At 37.9% G+C, this 18,783-nt stretch carries 17 protein-coding genes; 10 read left to right on the plus strand and 7 right to left on the minus strand.

All coding sequences use genetic code 11. The features are described 5' to 3' along the window. Nucleotides 1–70: 70 nt before the first annotated feature. A complete protein-coding gene (locus tag BLW74_RS13045) occupies nucleotides 71–784 on the plus strand; it encodes a biotin--[acetyl-CoA-carboxylase] ligase (protein WP_089692848.1) in 714 nt (237 codons plus the stop codon). Here the strand turns inward: BLW74_RS13045 and BLW74_RS13050 are convergent. The 4 genes from BLW74_RS13050 to BLW74_RS13065 all read right to left on the minus strand — a co-directional run bounded on the left by BLW74_RS13050 (nucleotide 778) and on the right by BLW74_RS13065 (nucleotide 4,180). Further along, the gene (locus BLW74_RS13050; RefSeq protein WP_089692849.1) at nucleotides 778–1,890 is read right to left on the minus strand and encodes an LptF/LptG family permease; all 1,113 of its coding nucleotides are present in this window, start codon (nucleotides 1,888–1,890) and stop codon (nucleotides 778–780) included. The genes BLW74_RS13045 and BLW74_RS13050 overlap by 7 nt on opposite strands. Nucleotides 1,891–1,896: 6 nt before the next feature. Further along, a complete protein-coding gene (gene tgt, locus BLW74_RS13055) occupies nucleotides 1,897–3,027 on the minus strand; it encodes a tRNA guanosine(34) transglycosylase Tgt (RefSeq protein ID WP_089692850.1) in 1,131 nt (376 codons plus the stop codon). A 62-nt stretch (nucleotides 3,028–3,089) separates the two neighbouring features. After that, nucleotides 3,090–3,458, minus strand: a complete 369-nt coding sequence (locus tag BLW74_RS13060; RefSeq protein WP_227413285.1) for a DUF4296 domain-containing protein — start codon at nucleotides 3,456–3,458, stop codon at nucleotides 3,090–3,092. A gap of 5 nt (nucleotides 3,459–3,463) precedes the next feature. Beyond that, entirely contained in the window at nucleotides 3,464–4,180 is a 717-nt protein-coding gene (locus tag BLW74_RS13065; protein ID WP_089692852.1) for a polyprenol monophosphomannose synthase, read from the minus strand. A 241-nt stretch (nucleotides 4,181–4,421) separates the two neighbouring features. Here BLW74_RS13065 and BLW74_RS13070 point away from each other — a divergent pair, with 241 nt between their 5' ends. From BLW74_RS13070 to BLW74_RS13085, 4 genes are all read left to right on the plus strand, one after another. Continuing rightward, nucleotides 4,422–5,090 (plus strand): DUF4271 domain-containing protein, encoded by a 669-nt coding sequence (locus BLW74_RS13070; RefSeq protein ID WP_089692853.1) that lies wholly within the window; start codon nucleotides 4,422–4,424, stop codon nucleotides 5,088–5,090. A 12-nt stretch (nucleotides 5,091–5,102) separates the two neighbouring features. Further along, nucleotides 5,103–5,843, plus strand: a complete 741-nt coding sequence (locus BLW74_RS13075; protein WP_076596032.1) for a uroporphyrinogen-III synthase — start codon at nucleotides 5,103–5,105, stop codon at nucleotides 5,841–5,843. Between the two features lie 170 nt (nucleotides 5,844–6,013). Continuing rightward, nucleotides 6,014–8,059, plus strand: coding sequence for a S9 family peptidase (locus tag BLW74_RS13080; protein WP_089692854.1), 2,046 nt, complete (start codon nucleotides 6,014–6,016; stop codon nucleotides 8,057–8,059). Between the two features lie 240 nt (nucleotides 8,060–8,299). After that, a complete protein-coding gene (locus BLW74_RS13085; protein ID WP_089692855.1) occupies nucleotides 8,300–8,638 on the plus strand; it encodes a hypothetical protein in 339 nt (112 codons plus the stop codon). 134 nt (nucleotides 8,639–8,772) lie between these two features. Here the strand turns inward: BLW74_RS13085 and BLW74_RS13090 are convergent, their stop codons facing one another. Next, nucleotides 8,773–9,264 carry an SRPBCC family protein gene (locus BLW74_RS13090; RefSeq protein ID WP_089692856.1) on the minus strand — a complete coding sequence of 164 codons (492 nt, stop codon included), beginning with the start codon at nucleotides 9,262–9,264 and terminating at the stop codon, nucleotides 8,773–8,775. 202 nt (nucleotides 9,265–9,466) lie between these two features. Between BLW74_RS13090 and BLW74_RS13095 the strand changes: the two genes are divergently transcribed. The 5 genes from BLW74_RS13095 to BLW74_RS13115 all read left to right on the plus strand — a co-directional run bounded on the left by BLW74_RS13095 (nucleotide 9,467) and on the right by BLW74_RS13115 (nucleotide 15,720). Next, on the plus strand, nucleotides 9,467–11,011 hold the full coding sequence (locus tag BLW74_RS13095) for a sensor histidine kinase (RefSeq protein ID WP_089692857.1): 1,545 nt from the start codon (nucleotides 9,467–9,469) through the stop codon (nucleotides 11,009–11,011). A 156-nt stretch (nucleotides 11,012–11,167) separates the two neighbouring features. Next, nucleotides 11,168–11,854, plus strand: coding sequence for a response regulator transcription factor (locus tag BLW74_RS13100; RefSeq protein ID WP_002982671.1), 687 nt, complete (start codon nucleotides 11,168–11,170; stop codon nucleotides 11,852–11,854). Nucleotides 11,855–11,932: 78 nt separating this feature from the next. After that, nucleotides 11,933–12,571 carry a hypothetical protein gene (locus tag BLW74_RS13105; protein ID WP_228424896.1) on the plus strand — a complete coding sequence of 213 codons (639 nt, stop codon included), beginning with the start codon at nucleotides 11,933–11,935 and terminating at the stop codon, nucleotides 12,569–12,571. A 19-nt stretch (nucleotides 12,572–12,590) separates the two neighbouring features. Continuing rightward, nucleotides 12,591–12,950: a hypothetical protein gene (locus tag BLW74_RS13110; RefSeq protein WP_167358425.1), complete on the plus strand. Its 360-nt coding sequence runs from the start codon at nucleotides 12,591–12,593 to the stop codon at nucleotides 12,948–12,950. A gap of 67 nt (nucleotides 12,951–13,017) precedes the next feature. Next, a complete protein-coding gene (locus BLW74_RS13115; RefSeq protein WP_089692859.1) occupies nucleotides 13,018–15,720 on the plus strand; it encodes a TonB-dependent receptor domain-containing protein in 2,703 nt (900 codons plus the stop codon). A 255-nt stretch (nucleotides 15,721–15,975) separates the two neighbouring features. Here the strand turns inward: BLW74_RS13115 and BLW74_RS13120 are convergent, their stop codons facing one another. After that, on the minus strand, nucleotides 15,976–16,473 hold the full coding sequence (locus BLW74_RS13120; protein WP_089692860.1) for a cupin domain-containing protein: 498 nt from the start codon (nucleotides 16,471–16,473) through the stop codon (nucleotides 15,976–15,978). Between the two features lie 22 nt (nucleotides 16,474–16,495). Beyond that, on the minus strand, nucleotides 16,496–18,778 hold the full coding sequence (locus tag BLW74_RS13125; RefSeq protein WP_089692861.1) for a GH92 family glycosyl hydrolase: 2,283 nt from the start codon (nucleotides 18,776–18,778) through the stop codon (nucleotides 16,496–16,498). Between the last annotated feature and the right edge of the window lie 5 nt (nucleotides 18,779–18,783).

An 18,783-nucleotide genomic window follows, 5' to 3' on the forward strand; every position in this document is an offset into this window, starting at 1 on the left:
CTGCAAATTTATTGTTTTTTCTTTACTTTAACCTTACTTTTACCCTCTTAATGTCTTAAAGTTTTCTTAAATGAGCCAACTCTTCTACCTGAAAGAATGTTCTTCTACTAATGACGAAATAACAAAGTTTTTACTTTACGGAGATTCAAATTTTATAGGGCTTCATACTTTTAATCAAACTAAAGGACGGGGTCAGTATGGAAATGTTTGGACTCAGACTGCCGGAAAAAACCTGGCTTATACGCTGGCAGTGAATACTCAGAACATCCTGTGCTCCGACTTTATATTCAATTATTATACCGCAATGATAATCCGGGATTTCCTTGCCAAATTGTCTGACTCTGAGGTAAAAATCAAATGGCCCAATGATATCATCCTTAAAGGTAAAAAAATCGTTGGAATTTTAATAGAAAAGAAAAAAATTAATCAAAATAATTATTTCATCATAGGAGCCGGAATTAATATTCTTCAGGAAGATTTTGATGCCATATCGAATGCTGGATCCCTTCTGACGCAGACAGGCACTGCCTATAATCTTGAAGAACTTTCGTTGAATCTTCACGAATATTTGTCTGAAAAACTGAAAAACATTCCGCCTGATCAGGACATACTGGACGGATTTAATAAAAATCTTTTCAGAAAGGATCAGGTCTCTGTCTTTGAAATTGAAAAAGCACGACAAAATGGCATCATCCGGTATGCAGATGAAAAAGGTGAACTCTGGATCGAGCTGGAAGACGGGTTACATTCCTTTTACCATAAGGAAGTAAAATTACTTTACTGATTGGCTCTTTTGATATAAAGATAAAGCGTGAGCGGCAAAAATACCATATTGGGCAGCCACATGGCTACAGCCGGAGACAAACTTTTATTTTCTGACACCACTTTCAAGGCTTCGAATGAAAACACGAAGATAAAGGCTAATGAAATACCGATCGCCAAATTGACCCCCAGTCCTCCCCTTTTCTTTTGTGATGACAGGGAAAGCGCCAGAAATGTCAGAATAATAATGGAAACAGGCATTGAGGTTCTTTGGTGAAGCTCATTCAGGTAAGAGTTCAGGTTACTGTTTCCTCTTGCTTTTTCTCTTTCTATAAATTTAAGAAGTTCCGGTGTGGTTTTATTTTGTCCTAAAAGTTCGTTGGGGAAAAGTTCTTCCGGGGAGTGCCCGTAATTTTTCCTTAATTCTATGCCGTTTCCGAGTTTTTCGGTATTGTCTTTATTGATTGTTTTTTCCAGATAATTATTTAAAACAAACTGTTTTTTGGTTTTATCCCAGTACACTTCGCTTGCTTTAAGCTCATAGGTCATTTTTCTGTCTTTATCATATTTCTGATAGACAAAGCTTGATCCTCTTTTTTCTCTTTTGTTCCAGGAGTCTACGAAGATATATTCTGTTTTGCTCAGCTGCGAAGAGGCTGGAGCAGTTCCTAAAATCTTTTCTTTATTGGCCGCATTATAGGTATATGCTTCCAGCTCATTTTTCTTGATATTGGCCCATGGAAGAACCATATGATATACCACAAGAGCGATCAGCCCAATAAAAATAGAGGTGAACAGATAAGGTTTGGAAAATCGGTGAAAACTGGCCCCACTACTGATAATGGCAACAATTTCAGTATTATTGGCCATTCTGGAGGTAAAATAAATCACCGAAATAAATACCAGAATGGAAAGGAAAGTTACCACGAGATTGATAATCCAGAAGGGATAAAAATGGATCAGGAAATAGGTCAGATCGAGTTTCGGATCAATGGCCTTGGCATTTTCTATCCTTGGAATCTTCTGCTGAACATCAATTACCAATACTACTATAGACAATAATACCAGCATGAAACTGAAAGTTCCAAGGTATTTTTTAATGATATATCTGTCTACAATTTTAAGCATATTCTCTTACAGTCTTTGTCTGAGAACCGGTACTACGGCGTTTTTCCACTCATAGAAATCTCCTGCCATAATATGTTCTCTGGCTACTTTTACCAAATCCAGGTAGAATGCCAGGTTATGAATTGAAGCAATCTGTTTGGCCAGATATTCTTTAGACACAAACAGGTGGCGAAGATACGCTTTTGAATATTCACGGTCTACAAAACTGGTTCCGAATTCGTCCAGAGGCGAGAAATCGCGCTTCCATTTTTCATTTTTAAGGTTCATCACCCCCTGCCATGTGAAAAGCATTGCATTTCTTGCATTTCTCGTTGGCATTACACAATCCATCATATCAATTCCCAATCCGATAGATTCAAGAATATTCCATGGAGTTCCCACTCCCATCAGATATCTTGGTTTTTCTTTGGGAAGAATGTCTGTTACTTCATCCGTGATTCTGTACATTTCTTCTTCCGGCTCTCCTACAGAAAGTCCTCCAATGGCGTTCCCTTCTGCTCCTGCTTCAGAAATAACTTCTGCAGATATTCTTCTAAGGTCGGAATAGGTAGATCCCTGAACAATCGGGAAAAGTCTTTGCTTATGTCCGTATAATTCAGGATTATCATTAGTCCAGTCAATACATCTTTTCAGCCAGCGGTGCGTGAGCTCCATAGATGATTTTGCCTGGTTGTAGTCACAAGGGTAAGGGGTACATTCATCAAAGGCCATGAAAATATCGGCTCCGATCTGTCTTTGAATCTCCATTGATCTCTCCGGGGAGAACATATGATAGCTTCCGTCAATGTGGGATTTGAATCTCGCCCCTTCTTCTGTCATTTTTCTGTTACTTGCCAGTGAAAACACCTGAAAACCTCCGGAATCGGTAAGAATGGGAAGGTCCCAGTTCATGAATTGATGTAAACCTCCTGCATCCTGCATGGTTTCCATACCCGGACGAAGGTATAGATGGTATGTATTTCCCAGAATAATCTGAGCTTTAATGTCTTCTTTTAATTCTCTCTGATGAACTGTTTTCACACTTGCTACAGTTCCCACAGGCATAAAAATAGGAGTTTGAATCTTCCCGTGATCTGTGGTAATTTCCCCTGCTCTTGCTTTTCCTTCAGAGGTTTTTTCTATATTAAAAAATTTCATCTCTATCCTTTTTTAATTCACCATTTACCGGTGATTTCCTTAGGTTGAAACTCAGTCTGTAATTACCTTACCAAAGGGATTACAGTTCCGTTTTGTTTCAGCTTATCCTTGATATATTTTTCTGCTTTGGGATCTTTTTTCACCAGTATTTCCTGGGCATCACTGGCAATCCCGTCCATTTCTTCTTTGATGACGTAATATTTAAAACTTTCTACAAAGTCTTCAGATTTTACTTTATGGGCCTTCAGTACAGCTCTTGTACCCGCCTCCATATTTTTGTCAGGATATACAAATATTGCCTGATCGTTGATCGCGAGGTCTGCAATGATTTCGGCCATCACATCTTTGCTGATCAGATTTTTAGGCTTATCAATATAGTCGCTGCACGAAAACAAGCCCAACAAAACGAAAATAAAGATTAACTTTTTCATCAGTTTCATAACCTGTTTATGATTGATTTCCATTTTAAGTTCAGCACTCCAAAAACGGCTTCATGTATAATTCCGCCATTCATTTTGCTTTCTCCTAAAATTCTGTTGGTAAATATAATAGGAACTTCTACAATTCTGAAACCTTTTTTAAATGCTCTGAATTTCATTTCTATCTGAAACCCGTAGCCTTTCAGCTTTACATTATCAAGTCCTATTTCCTCCAGTACTTTTCTCGAAAAACAGACAAATCCTGCTGTAGTATCATGAATAGGAAGTCCTAATACAAATCTCACATATTTGGATGCAAAATACGATAGCAATACCCTTCCCATAGGCCAGTTAACCACATTTACTCCTTTTGAGTAACGGGAACCTATAGCCATATCTGCATTTCTGCATGCTTCAAACAATTTGGGAAGATCGTCAGGATTATGTGAAAAATCGGCATCCATCTCAAAAATATAATCGTATTTATTTTCGATAGCCCATTTAAATCCGTGGATATAAGCCTTCCCCAATCCGTCTTTCACGTGTCTTACAGAGAGGTGCAGATAATGTGGATGCTGCTTCTGCAATTCCTTTACCACCTCTGCAGTGCCGTCCGGCGAAGTGTCATCCACCACCAGAATATGAAAGTCGTCTTCCAACGCAAAAACTGCGGAAATAATATTTTCAATATTTTCCTTTTCGTTATAAGTTGGGATAATGACGAGTTTTTTCATTTCAGTTTGCAAAGATAGTTTATTTAACCTTTTTATTTTATACAAAATAATCTATAATTTTGCAAAAATATTTCTCAGGGATTGAGCGGAAGAACCAGAAAGTTGTATTCAACAGATCTGGACAATGCGTAAAATCGGTGAGAGCAACTATTTTAACTTCAGATTTTGCATCTGGTGACAGGAAAATCTGTGCCGGGATATGTTATATGAAGTTAAATAATAAATAATAAAAACTTAAATTTTGCCATCATCACAACACTTCGTCAATCATGTAAGGATACCTGAGAATAATGATTGGGTAATCTTTATCCTCGTGGGCTGTATATTTTTGTATGTTTTTATGATGAACGTCATAGAAAGGGATGCCAGTCTCAAGGATTTTCTGCTTCAAAAGTATTTTGATGCGAGCAACAACCTTCCCAGCTGGATGATCACTTCATGTGTGACCACTCTCACGCTTTCTGTTTTAATTTCCCAGTATATTCCTATTGTCCCGAAATTCATTGCCGATCTTCAGCTTTTTGGGTATCAGCTTAACAAGTTTGGATATACTTTGCTGGCGGTGCTGTTTTTTTATTTGATAAAGTCAACATTGGGCTTTTTATTTTATCAAAGCATAGGGGACGGAAAAAAATGGACAATTTTCTATTTCACCTCCACAAAATTTTATTTTATTCTCTCATTTTTGCTAATAATTTTATGTGTAGCCCATTATTACTTCCCTATCGACAGGAATGAAATATTTTTATATTACGTCTGCTTCTTTTCTTTTGTATTCATTTTCAAAGTTTTTTTCTATTTATTTCACAAGAACAAGATTCTTCCCGAGAAATGGTATTATAAATTTTTGTATATTTGCACCCTCCAAATCGCACCATTATTATTGCTTTGGAAGTTGTTATTTTTTTAATAAATGTCAATGATGAGAATAAAGTCTATATTGGTTTCTCAACCAGCGCCTAGTGAGTCTTCTCCATATCTGGATATAGCGAAGAAGGAAAAAATAAAGATTGATTTCCGTCCATTTATCCATGTCGAAGGGGTTGACAATAAAGAGCTCAGAACACAGAAAATAGATCTGACGCAGTATACGGGTATTATTTTTACCAGTAAAAATGCGATTGACCATTACTTCAGACTTGCGGAAGAACTTCGTTTTGCCGTACCGGATACAATGAGATATATCTGCCAGTCGGAAGCAATTGCCAACTACCTTCAAAAGCATATTGTGTACAGAAAAAGGAAAATCAGCTTTGGGGAGAAAAATTTCTCTGATCTGCTTCCTCTTTTCAAAAAGTTTCCCACTGAAAAATATCTGTTGCCCTCCTCAGATGTTCTAAGTCCGGATATTGTAAAAACCATGGATGCATCTAATGTAGAATGGACAAGAGCAATTATGTACCGTACTGTATGCAGCGATCTTACAGATATCAACGTTAAAGATTATGATATGCTGATTTTCTTCAGTCCGCAGGGAATCAAATCACTGCAGCAGAATTTCCCTGATTTCAAGCAGGATGAAACCAAAATCGGAGTTTTCGGAAACACTACTTTGGCAGCTGCAGAAGAAGCAGGATTAAAAGTGGATTTAATGGCGCCTACGAAGGAAACTCCTTCCATGACAATGGCTCTTGAAAAGTATATTAAAGCCCTTCATAAATAGTCTTTAATGATAAAAATACAATCACCATCTTTTCAATAAAGAAAAGATGGTTTTTTTTTACCTAAATTTGAACGAAAATTAATATTGAGCGGATTTCTGCATAAATCGCTTACTTTCAGAAGAAAAAGTATACATACAGATTCTGCTCAATACAAAATCAAAATATCCGAATGAAAGCTCCACAGGCAAAAAAAATAGAAAAAATACTAGAAACACACGGCGATAAAAGAACTGATAACTACTTTTGGCTGAATGAAAGAGAAAATCCTGAAGTCATTAAATATATTGAGGAAGAAAATGCTTATGAAGAATTCATCATGAAGGATACGGAAGCTCTTCAGGAAGAGCTTTTCGAAGAGATGAAAGCCCGATATAAAAAAGATGATGAATCTCTGCCTTATTTCTTCAATGAGTACTGGTATATTGTGCGTTATGAAGAAGGCAAGGAATATCCTATTTTCTGCAGAAAGTACAAAAGCCTTGACAGTGAGGAGGAAATTGTACTAGACGTTAATATTCATGCGGAAGGCAAGGAGTTTTTTGAGGTGGGAAGTGTAGCAGTAAGCCCTGGCAACGAGCTGGCTTCTTTTTCTTCGGACGATGTGGGAAGAAGAATTTATACGCTTAACTTTAAAAACTTAAAGACCGGAGAAATTTTACCAGACATTATTCCCAACACAACGGGAAAAGCCGTTTGGGCTAATGATAACCAGCATGTTTTTTATATCAGAAAAGATAAAAGCCTGCGTGCATTTCAGGTATACAGGCATAAGCTGGGAACAGATTCTGCAGAAGATGTTCTGATCTTCCACGAAGAGGATGAAACCTTTGATGTGAACGTATTTAAAACAAAATCTTTACAATATATTTTCATTGCAAGCTCAAGCACTATTTCTGATGAGCACCGTTTTATTCCTTCTGATGATGTATTCGCAGAATGGAAAATAATTCAGCCGAGAATAGATGATCTTGAATATTCTGTAGAGCATTATGAAGATGAGTTTTACATCATTACCAATGCGGATGATGCCTTCAATTTTAAAATTGTAAAAGCAAAGATTGACAAATGCAGTATGGAGCATTGGGTAGATGTTATCCCACACCGTGCGGAAGTTTTGCTGGAAGGCTTTGAAATTTTCAAAGATTATCTGGTTCTTGAAGAGAGAGAAAGAGGTCTGCTTCAGATCAAAATTATTGATGAGAAGACAAAAGAATCGTACTATCTGCCTTTCTCCGATCCTACTTATACAGCATATATCGGAGTTAATCTGGAATTTGATACTGAAATTCTGCGTTATGGATATACTTCGCTAACACAACCTAGCTCCACCTATGAGTACAACATGAAGGACAAAACCACAAAACTACTGAAGCAGCAGGAGGTTTTGGGCGGAAAATTTGTGCCGGAAAATTATATTTCAGAAAGAATCTGGGCAGATTCCCGAGACGGAAAAGTAAAAATTCCTATTTCATTAGTATATCATAAGGACACGAAAAAATCCGCTGACACTCCGCTTCTACTATATGGATATGGAAGTTACGGCCATACTGTGGATGCCAGTTTTTCAAATGTAAGGTTATCTATACTGGACAGGGGCTTTATTTATGCTATCGCCCATATCCGTGGTGGAGAACATCTGGGTAGAGAATGGTATGAGGACGGAAAAATGCTGTTCAAGAAAAATACATTTTTTGACTTCATTGATGCAGGAAAATATCTGATCAAAGAAAATTACACTTCATCAAAACATATGTATGCAATGGGAGGAAGTGCCGGCGGCCTGCTGGTAGGAGCTGTGGTAAATTATGAGCCTCAGCTATTCAACGGAATTGTAGCGCAGGTACCTTTTGTAGATGTTGTTACCACCATGTTAGATGATACTATTCCTCTGACTACCGGAGAATATGATGAATGGGGAAATCCCAATGATGAAGAATATTACCATTATATGAAAGAGTATTCTCCATATGACAATGTAGAAGCTAAGGATTATCCACACATGCTGATTACCACGGGATTCCATGATTCTCAGGTACAATACTGGGAACCCGCCAAATGGACCGCAAAACTAAGAGAATTAAAAACAGATAATAATATTTTAGTATTTAAAACAGACATGAGCTCAGGACACGGAGGTGCCAGCGGAAGATTTGAATCCCTGAAAGAGGACGCTCTGGAGTATGCATTTCTGTTGAAAATAAATGATAATTCATAAATTATAAATGCCGGATAGCCCGGATGATAATCCAATTTTTGCTTTTAAAACAAAGCAGCTAGCCGTCATGATCATTAAAGAATTTTAAAAGTTTCCACATAATGAAGCCTTTCTGTGATCAGAAAACAAATATTCCGGTCTTCTACTTATATGGCTGCTATTTAAAACCGAAGAAATACTGAAAGTAACTTCTTCCTGTAGAAAAATGCTAAAGAACTAAATTTATCATTTAAATATATTATGAACGAATCCGAATACTGGAAAAAAATAGAACAGTTCTTCGAAGACAATTTTCAGACCGAGAAGAACCCACCCATAGAAACCCTTTTATTCCTGATAGGACTTCAGGAACTTGGCAGCGGCCAGCAGAAGTATACAAAAGAAGACAAAGTAAACCTCATTCATATTGCAGTCTGCAGGTTGCTTGAACCTTTTGGATACTACAAATTTACACACTATGAAGACGGATGGCCGCACTTTGAAAGTCTGGAAGAGCTGCCGGAATTAAAACCAAATGAGCAAACCTTGCTTATGAAAAAGGCTATTATTCAGTACTTTCAGGAGGAGGAGCTTTTATAAAGAATGGAAGCTGGGAGAATGAAGCAGCAAGTTAATCACTTACGAGCCAATCTTCAGCATAGAAAAAATCGGCCGGATCTTTCCAAGGAAAGATCCGGCCGATTTTTATTTAATTATTTATTTTTAAGATATAGCTATCCGATTATTTCTTCCAGTTGATTAAGCCCCATGGTAAAACCTTCTTCAAATCCCATATCCAGAATCTTTTTCATTACTTCCTGAGAATGGTAATGAATATTAACGGTCACTTTGGTTCCTTCTTCCACACCCGTAAAACCAAGCAGCCATTTTGACCTTGGAAAATCTTCATTGATATTTCCCTTTTCATCACAGAAAGCACTCATCCAGTCAAGACTTCTGTGTTCTCTTATTTCGCCATACTGAGACTGAGAAAACATAGGTACTCTTTCACCATTAGGTCCTACCATAGCATACATCCAGACCCCTCCTTCCCGGAACTCCTGACTTACCGTTTCACATTTCCAGGGTTTGGGTCCCCACCACTGATCCAATAATGCGGATTGCGTAAAGTAGTCCCATACAGTTGAAACATCAGCCTTATAAATTTTCATGACATAAACAGTGGCTGAATCAAAATCTTTGTTGAAAATGAAGTTCGATTCCATAAATAATTATTTTTAATAAAGTTAGCACTTTATTTCAATCAAAGGGAGTTTTCATATGACAGACAGAAGATAATTCATAAATAAATGTTAAAAAACACTCTTTTAAGAGAAAAAAAACAATTTTTTGGCTCGTTTTTTGTTTATGTAGTCTTAAAAAAATTAATTTTAACATTCATTTTTCCAAAACATATATAATTACATAATGAATAACAAATTCATCCCAATAATTTCGGTGTTTATGACAATCTCACTGATTGTCTTTGTGACGCTCCAATTTTATTGGCTGAAAGGCTATTACGGCGTATTGGAACAGGATTTTTCAAATAAAGTATATGCAGTTTTGGAAAGTACTTCAAAAAGTATTGAAGAAATTGAAGCAGATAAGTACCTGAACCAGGATTATAAGGATTTTAGAAAAAATATCCTTGCGAACAGTAAACAGCCTTCTTTAACGACCATTCAGCAGGTACAGGACTCTGGTACTCAAAGACAGATTATTTATTCCAAAAATATTATTGAAAACACTCAGCTTCCGATTTCCCAAAAAGGAGATTCTATCAAGCTGACTACATTATATACGGACGAAGCAGCTTATAAAATTAAAAGAGATACTACCAACCGTGAGCTTCTTACCACAGATATCAATCAGGAGATTGAAACAGGAGACTACTCCATGAAAGAATTTGTAAAAGTATACGGAAACAATCTTCCTATCACAAAAAGAGTAGATTCCAAGACCCTTGATTCTGTAATTGCCAAAGAACTTAAAATAAGAGGGATTACTGCCAAGTTCGGGTATGGAGTGCTGGACAGCAATAATAAGCTTACCAGCATTGCCAATAAAGCTTATAAAGAGAAAAAAGACAGTAATACATACAGCTTTCCTCTTTTTGCAGACAAAAAAAATACCCTGTACAGCCTTGCCTTGGTTTTCCCCAAAAAAGAATACTCTCTGGCAATGAACAACTGGCCGATGCTGTTGGGAACCTTTCTTTCTCTTCTTACAATTCTTGGGATTTACATTATTTCCATCAATTATATGATGAGACAGAAAAAACTTGCTGAAGTAAAAACAGATTTCATCAACAACATGTCCCACGAGTTTAAAACTCCTCTTGCCACCATTTCTGTAGCAACAGACTCCTTAGCCAATGACAAAATTGCGACTAACCCGGATAAGGTAAAATACTATTCGGAGCTCATTAAACAGGAGAATTTAAGGATGAAAAAGCAGGTGGAAAATGTGCTCAACATGTCTAAGCTTGAAAGGAACGAAGTGGAACTCTTTTTAAAAGAAGCAAACGTACGGGAACTTATAAAGAAGACAACAGAATCCTTCAATCTGATTGTACAGCAAAGAAACGGAACCCTTACCCAGAGGTTCAATGCCACCCAATATAATTTTAAAATAGACGAATTCCACATTTCAAATATGCTGGTCAACTTACTGGATAATGCCAACAAATATTCTCCTGAAGCACCGGAAATACATGTAGAAACGAGAAATGAAGGAAACTGGTATGTCATTGAAATTTCTGATAAAGGAATGGGGATGGACACTCAGAATAAAACCAAAATTTTTGAAAAATTCTTTAGGGAAGAAACAGGAAATATACATAACGTAAAAGGACAGGGATTAGGACTTTCTTATGTGAAGAAAATCGTAGAACTGCACAAGGGACAGATTATCGTAGATTCTCATAAAGGAAAAGGAAGCACATTCACGATAAAGCTGCCCATGGGCTAAGGAAATACATGATAGATGATTAACGATAAATGATAAAAATTTTCACACAATTATCAATAATCATTCATCACGGATAAAGTTTAACCAAATATCAAAATATAGAAGATAGAGTGAGGAAGTTCATTCTTAATTGTTAATTATTAATTATTAAAAGTTATGAGCAACAGAATATTATTAGTAGAGGACGATCAGAGTTTCGGGGCGGTGCTTAAAGATTATTTGACCATCAATAATTTTGAAGTAACTCTTGCCACAGACGGAGAGCAGGGATTAAAAGAATTTACAGAAAATGAATTCGACATCTGTATATTTGACGTAATGATGCCTAAAAAAGACGGATTTTCATTAGCAGAAGACGTAAAAAAGATTGATAAAAATACACCTATCATTTTCCTTACAGCAAGAAACATGAGAGAAGACATCCTGAAAGGATATCAGCTGGGAGCAGATGATTATATTACAAAACCATTTGATACTGAGCTTCTTTTATATAAAATAAAAGCAATTCTTCAGAGAAGTTCCACGTTGGAAAATGAAGAGCAGGAACAGTTCAAGATCAGCAATATTTTCTTTGACTCTATGCTGAGACAACTGAAGGTAGGCGATAAAGAATACAAACTTTCTCCTAAAGAAAATGAGTTGTTAAAACTACTTTGTATTCACAGAAATGATTTCATGCCGAGAGATCTTGCTTTAAGAAAGATCTGGAAAAAAGAAAATTACTTTACAGCAAGAAGTATGGACGTTTATATCGCCAAGCTTCGTAAGTTATTAAAAGATGACGAAGGACTGGAAATTATCAATGTTCACGGAGAAGGATTTAGACTTTTAGTAAAAAATTAATCTAGATATCAAATTATAAGTATAAAATTAGCAAAACAATTAAAAATGTTTTGCTAATTTTGTTTCATACCCATGGATATGAAGAATACATTTATAGGTTTGATCACTGTATCATTGTTAGCTGCATCATGTAAAAAAGATGAAAGAGCTACTTATCTGAAAGAGGAAGCCAGCGCTGGACAACCCAACGTAGCCCTTAATACAACTTCAAAAACTGCACTGATGGAGCAGGCAGGTATCCAATCCAGCCCCAATCCTGCTCCTATGGCTGCCGCTCCGGGAATGAACCCTCCACACGGACAGCCAGGGCACCGATGTGATATTCCGGTAGGACAGCCTTTGAACGGCCAACCTGCTGCAGCGGCTCCCGCTGCACAAAATATAAACGTAAACGGAAGTAACACGATCCAAATTGATCCCAATGCCGTATCACCCGGAAAAATTACCCTTGACAACAGCGGAAAACAGGTAAAAACAGCCCCAGGAATGAATCCTCCACACGGACAGCCAGGGCACCGATGTGATATTCCGGTAGGACAGCCATTAAACAGTAAACCAGCTGCAGCTCCTCAACCCGCTCAAAATGTAGTACAGACGACACAAGCTCCAGCACCCGCAGCACAAAGCCTTGCAATGGGAGAAAAGCCGAAGCTGAATCCGGCTCATGGAGAACCTTGGCACAGCTGTTCTCTAAAAGTTGGTGATCCTTTACCATAAATTTTGTATTTTTGCAGATATGAAGCTGTTTCACTTACTTGCAATAGTCTTTTTCCTGGGAGTCTTTATGATTCCCAAGGACAGTTTCTATGTGCAGGGAATGCAGGAAACATGCTGTAAAGCAGAATCTTCCAAGAAAATGGACTGCTGTAAAAATCATTCCTCAGAAAAAGACAGCAAGCACGGTAAAACAAAATCATGTCATGATGACTGCTGTTCAACATGTGTTGCCTGCTATACTTTTATTGAAACCCCTTTCTCAAAAAATCTACGTTTGGAACTGTCTTACAAAGCGAATAAGAAGCTTCAGTTTCAATATTCAGATCCTTATCTTTCTGACCGTTTAAAGGAAATCTGGCAGCCGCCCAAGATAGGTTAATTAAATACCATGGGTTCATTATGTCTTGTAATGAACTGTTTTTTAATTAATTAAAACTTTAAACAAAATGAAATTATATATTTCCAGGTTGATACTTGGTGCATTATTCCTATTTACACAATTAATCTCTGCTCAAACACTTTCAAAAAATCAGTTCAAAGTAAAAGGGAACTGCGAAATGTGTAAAACAAGAATTGAAAGTGCTGCAAAAAAAGCGGGCGCAAAAACAGCGGTTTACTCTATTGATCTTCAGACATTAACGTTAGAAACAGATAAGGTATCTTCTGACGATATTCTGAAAAAGGTAGCAGAAGCAGGCCATGACAATGAAAAATTCAAAGCACCCGACACAACGTACGAAGGGCTTCCGGGATGTTGTCATTACGAAAGAGATTTACAGCCTTCGCAGGCCGAAAAGCATCATGAGCATCATGTGAATACGACTCCTGATAAAAAAGAAAATGAATTTTATGTACGAGGAAACTGTATTTCATGTAAAGCCAGAATTGAAAAAGCGTCAAAAGATGCCGGAGCCAGCACTGCAGAATGGAATGCAGAAAAACAAACGGTTACTTTACATTTTGATCCTTCAAAAACCTCATCAGATAAGATTCTAAAAGCAATTGCCGATGCTGGTCATGATAATGAAAAATACAAGGCTTCAGATGCCGTCTACAACGGGCTTCCGAGGTGTTGTCTGTATGACAGGAATTTTACTTTTGGTGAACCGAATCCAAAAATGCATTACGAAGAAGAAGTAAAGCATGAAAATCATAAAAACTCAGGAGATCCGGCAGCTCAAGAAGATCATTCCCAGCATGAAAAAAGTATTGATGGTGTGGTCGTAACAGGTTCAAAGGCTGCAACGGCTTTAAGCAAAAAAGAAGCGGGACTTGTTTTTAATATTGATAAAAAAGAGCTTTTAAAGGCAGCCTGCTGTAACCTGTCTGAGAGTTTCGAAACCAATGCAACCGTAGATGTATCGTTCAGCAATGCGGTTACGGGAACAAAACAGCTGAAAATGCTTGGTCTGGAACAGAAATACACAAGCTTAACAAAGGAACAGCTGCCAGAAATCCGAGGATTAGCTTCTGCATACGGACTGAATTTTATTCCGGGAAGATGGATTGAAAGCATTCAGCTTACCAAAGGAGGAAGTACGGTAACTAACGGTTATGAAAGCATTACTGGCCAGATCAATACTGAACTTTTGAAGAATGCGAAGACTCCGGAAACATCATTAAATCTTTTCTCTGATTTTAATGGAAGAGCCGAAGTAAATATTACCAATGTTTCTCCCATCAACGACAAATGGTCTCAGACTTTTCTTCTTCACGGAAACGGAACTTTCGGAAATACGGATATGAATGATGACGGCTTCCTGGACAGACCAAAAGGAACACAGATCAACGCAGCGTATTTGCTGAATTATAACGACCTTGAAAAGTCAGGATTTGGATCTCACTTCGGGATTAACTTTATCAGAGATGAAAGAACTGCCGGGCAGATTGGTTTTGATAAAAAACTGGCTCAGGATAAGCAGTCTCCATATGGTGTAGGAATTGATATTTCAAGATTTCAGGTTTGGAATAAGACGGGTTATGTTTTTAAAGGAAAACCTTACCAGAGTATCGGCTGGATGAACCAGTATGTGTATCACCAACAGGACAGCTTCTTTGGATTGAGAAATTATGCAGGACAGCAGCATACGTATTATTCTAATTTAATATTTGAAAGCATCATCGGAAATACTAACCACAAGTATAAGGCTGGGGCAAGCTTCTTATACGATGGCTATAAAGAAACGTATTTGCTTGATGATATGAGAAGAAATGAAATTGTACCGGGAATTTTTGCTGAATATACTTTAACGGGATTAAAATATACATTAGTAGCCGGTTCAAGAGTCGATTTCCATAACCTGGCAGGAACTCAGTTTACCCCAAGGCTTAATTTCAAATATGATTTCACGCCACAGACGATTCTAAGACTTTCTGCGGGGAGAGGATTCAGAACAGCGAATGTTTTTGCAGAAAGCCAGCAGTATTTTGCTTCGAACAGAGCGGTTACCATTTTACCCAACGGAGGAAATATTTATGGATTAAAACCTGAAATTGCATGGAATTATGGGGCGAGCTTACAGCAGGAATTCAAACTGTTCGGAAGAAAGTCCAGCATTGTTGCTGATTTTTTCAGAACAGATTTTCAGGATCAGGTATTGGTAGATCTGGACAAGTCTCCTCAACAGCTGACTTTCTATAATCTGGATGGAAAGTCATTTGCCAATTCATTCCAGACTCAATGGGATTTTATGCCTGTAAAAAATCTTGAAGTAAGACTTGCTTATAAATATTATGATGTGCAGGCTGATTACATAGGAGGAAGAAGAGAAGTTCCGTTTATGGCGAAGCACAGAGGATTTGTCAACTTAGCCTATTCTACCAATAAAAATAATAATGGAGGATTCTGGAGTTTTGATACCACTTTAAACTGGGTGGGAAAACAAAGACTTCCTGACACTTCAAGCAATCCTGCTGAGTTCCAGTTACCAACTTACTCTGAATCTTACGCAGTGTTAAATGCTCAGATTTCAAGAAACTTCAATAAAAAGATCAGAGCTTATGTAGGAGGTGAAAACCTCACTTCTTACTATCAGAAAAATGCGATTGTTGATTTTAAAAATCCTTTCGGAAATTATTTTGACGGAGGAATGGTCTATGCGCCAATTATGAAGGCCAACTTCTATGTAGGACTGGATGTAACGTTTTAAAAGCGGAAGCCGGAGTAATGAAGCTGGGAGCGCTAGCCGCCAGTTAATTTCCGATCAGCTTCTGGCATAAAATTGTAAATAAACAAACCCTTACAGGTCTTTGAGACCTGTAAGGGTTATTTTTTTGCTACCAGCTTCCATGAATGCCGAAGGAGCATAAAAGCTTCTGATACCCTTCAGAAACTTCCCTCTTCCAGCCTCAAGCTTCCTTACCAATACAAGAAGCGGTTTCAATATTGAAACCGCTTCTTGTATTTATCTCCCAAAATCATCCTGTACTCTTACAATGTCATCTTCATCCGAAGGATTGGAAGCATCTGTATGCTGCCAGATTTCAGCTACGATTCCCCAGCCTTCGAGACCAATTAATCTGTGTCTTTCACCCTGCTGCAGTTTCACCTGATCCTTCGGGCCATATTTGCCCAATTCTCCTTCTTCGTCGGTGTTGCTTCTTTTGATTCCTACAGTTCCCTCCACTACCTGCCATATTTCGGCTCTTCTATGGTGATACTGCCAGCTTAACCTCGCTTCCGGAGCCACGATAAGAATCTTGGGACTCAGCTTCCCTCCTATTCTAAGCCCATCTACATCAATACCGTCAAAATACTGATTGGCAAAATCCTGTGCCTGTGTTTCATCAATTACAAAGAATCCTCCCCATGGTCTTGTATCATCTTTTGCCGCAATGTTAAAACCTTGTGTCTGCAGCATGCTTTCTACTCTCTCGAATATTTCTTTTTTTTCTGTACTCATACAGTGGTATTTTATATTATAATTATTTATCTGATTCTTCTTTTGACATGGAATAAGGAAAATCTTTTTCCTGTGAACCTCTTTCTTTATTCGGTTTGCTGTCCATTTTAAAGTCTAAAACAGCTCCTTTCAACAGTTCTTTATGGCTCAGCCAGTTTTTGGAATAAGACTGTTGGTTTACCTTCAATGATTTTACATAGAAATTTTCAGCATTGTTTTCCGGGGCTTTTATCTCAATTTTCTTACCATTTTCAAGATGGATCGTAGCTTCTTTAAACAATGGTGCTCCTAATACATACTGATCTGTTGCCGGGGTCACCGGATAAAATCCTAAGGCTGAAAAAATATACCACGCGGAAGTCTGTCCGTTATCTTCGTCACCGCAATATCCGTCCGGAGTGGCATGATACAATTTATTCATAACCTGTCTTGCCCAATATTGGGTTTTGTAGGGTGCCCCTGCATAATTATAAAGGTAAATCATATGCTGGATAGGCTGATTTCCGTGAGCATACTGCCCCATATTCATGATCTGCATTTCTCTGATCTCGTGGATCACACCGCCATAATAGCTGTCATCAAAAACCGGAGGTAACGAAAATACTTCATCTAATTTAGCTTCGAATTTCTTTTTACCACCCATTAATTCAGCCAGACCATTGATATCCTGAAAAACGGACCATGTGTAATGCCAGCTGTTCCCTTCTGTAAAGGCATCTCCCCACTTGAAAGGATTAAATGGTTTCTGGAAATTACCATCTTTATTTTTACCACGCATCAGACCTGTTTCCTTATCAAAAAGATGCCTGTAGTTATAAGCTCTTTTTTTATAAATATCAATTTCAGAGGCTGGTTTACCCAATGCTTTTCCTAACTGATAGATAGAAAAATCATCATAAGCATATTCTAATGTTCTGGCCGCATTTTCATTGATTTTCACATCGTAAGGAACATATCCTAATGTATTGTAATATTGTACTCCTGCACGGCCTACCGCTGTAATCGGACCTTCATTATTGGCGCCGTGTTTTACAGCCTGCCAAAGGGTTTCAGTATCATAACCGCGAAGTCCTTTAATATAGGCATCTGCCACTACAGAAGCGGAATTATTCCCTATCATAATATTGGAATACCCCGGGCTGCTCCATTCCGGTAAGAAACCACCTTCTCTATAAGCATTCGCAAGCCCCTCCTGCATTTCTACATTGATACTTGGGTAAACAAGATTCAGGAAAGGGTATAAGGCACGGAAGGTATCCCAGAAGCCTGTTCCTGCAAACATTCTTCCGTCTTCAATCTTACCGTTGTAGGGACTCCAGTGTTTTATTTTATTCTGAGCATCTATTTCGTATAATTTCTGCGGGAAAAATAAGGTTCTGTACAAAGAGGAATAAAAGGTTCTCATCTGCTGATCTGTTCCTCCTTTAACGTCTATTTTCCCAAGTGTTTTGTTCCAGATATCTTTAGCGTCGGCTTTTACCTGTTCAAAGTTTTTATTTCCGATTTCTCTTTTAAGATTCAGTTCTGCCTGTTCAAAGCTGATGAATGAAGAGGCTGCTTTTGCATGCACGGTTTCTTTGTTTTTAAGCCTGAAGCCTACCACAGCGCCGGTATGATCACTGGTAATTTCCAGCTGATCATTCACCAGTTGATCGTTTTTCCAGGTTCTTGTCAGCTCAAAATCTTTATCAAACTGAATGACAAAGTAATTCTTAAAGTTTTCGTATTTTCCGGTAGAATATCTGGTGGTGTAGCCCAGTATTTTTCTTTCTTTCGGTACAATTCTGATATAAGAACCTTTATTCAGGGCATCAACAACTACGTAAGCACTGTCTGTTTTTGGAAAATCAAATTTAAAATAAGAAGCCCTTTCTGTAGGGGTAAATTCTGTCGTAACATTGAAATCCGCCAGATAAACGCTATAAAAATAAGGGGTACTAACCTCAGCTTTATGGCTGAACCAGCTGGCTCTTTCGTCTTCTTTAAATTTCATTTTTCCTACTCCCGGCATGATGGCAAATGCACCATAATCATTCATCCATGGAGAAGGCTGGTGGGTTTGTTTAAATCCTTTTATCTTGTCTGCATCGTAGGTATAGGCCCATCCGTCGCCCATTTTTCCGGTCTGAGGGGTCCAGATATTCATTCCCCATGGAAGCCCGACTGCCGGATACGTATTTCCGTTGGACAAAGAAGGTTTGGACTGTGTTCCCATTAAAGGATTCACATAATCTACCGGAGATACGTTCTGACCGAAGGCCCAGGCCTGTAATAACAATAAGCAAGTGGAAAATATAAACTTCATTGTAT

It is taken from the genome of Chryseobacterium culicis (assembly GCF_900108365.1).
Classification (GTDB): Bacteria; Bacteroidota; Bacteroidia; order Flavobacteriales; family Weeksellaceae; genus Chryseobacterium; species Chryseobacterium culicis.

Excerpts from the sequence above, each read along its gene's own strand:
- BLW74_RS13060 (WP_227413285.1), bottom strand. The coding sequence starts at position 3,458 with ATGAAAAAGTTAATCTTTATTTTCGTTTTGTTGGGCTTGTTTTCGTGC.
- BLW74_RS13050 (WP_089692849.1), bottom strand. The coding sequence starts at position 1,890 with ATGCTTAAAATTGTAGACAGATATATCATTAAAAAATACCTTGGAACT.
- BLW74_RS13100 (WP_002982671.1), top strand. The coding sequence starts at position 11,168 with ATGAGCAACAGAATATTATTAGTAGAGGACGATCAGAGTTTCGGGGCG.
- BLW74_RS13085 (WP_089692855.1), top strand. The coding sequence starts at position 8,300 with ATGAACGAATCCGAATACTGGAAAAAAATAGAACAGTTCTTCGAAGAC.
- BLW74_RS13115 (WP_089692859.1), top strand. The coding sequence starts at position 13,018 with ATGAAATTATATATTTCCAGGTTGATACTTGGTGCATTATTCCTATTT.
- BLW74_RS13110 (WP_167358425.1), top strand. The coding sequence starts at position 12,591 with ATGAAGCTGTTTCACTTACTTGCAATAGTCTTTTTCCTGGGAGTCTTT.
- BLW74_RS13125 (WP_089692861.1), bottom strand. The coding sequence starts at position 18,778 with ATGAAGTTTATATTTTCCACTTGCTTATTGTTATTACAGGCCTGGGCC.
- BLW74_RS13065 (WP_089692852.1), bottom strand. The coding sequence starts at position 4,180 with ATGAAAAAACTCGTCATTATCCCAACTTATAACGAAAAGGAAAATATT.
- BLW74_RS13075 (WP_076596032.1), top strand. The coding sequence starts at position 5,103 with ATGAGAATAAAGTCTATATTGGTTTCTCAACCAGCGCCTAGTGAGTCT.
- BLW74_RS13120 (WP_089692860.1), bottom strand. The coding sequence starts at position 16,473 with ATGAGTACAGAAAAAAAAGAAATATTCGAGAGAGTAGAAAGCATGCTG.
- BLW74_RS13105 (WP_228424896.1), top strand. The coding sequence starts at position 11,933 with ATGAAGAATACATTTATAGGTTTGATCACTGTATCATTGTTAGCTGCA.
- BLW74_RS13090 (WP_089692856.1), bottom strand. The coding sequence starts at position 9,264 with ATGGAATCGAACTTCATTTTCAACAAAGATTTTGATTCAGCCACTGTT.
- BLW74_RS13045 (WP_089692848.1), top strand. The coding sequence starts at position 71 with ATGAGCCAACTCTTCTACCTGAAAGAATGTTCTTCTACTAATGACGAA.
- tgt (WP_089692850.1), bottom strand. The coding sequence starts at position 3,027 with ATGAAATTTTTTAATATAGAAAAAACCTCTGAAGGAAAAGCAAGAGCA.
- BLW74_RS13095 (WP_089692857.1), top strand. The coding sequence starts at position 9,467 with ATGAATAACAAATTCATCCCAATAATTTCGGTGTTTATGACAATCTCA.
- BLW74_RS13080 (WP_089692854.1), top strand. The coding sequence starts at position 6,014 with ATGAAAGCTCCACAGGCAAAAAAAATAGAAAAAATACTAGAAACACAC.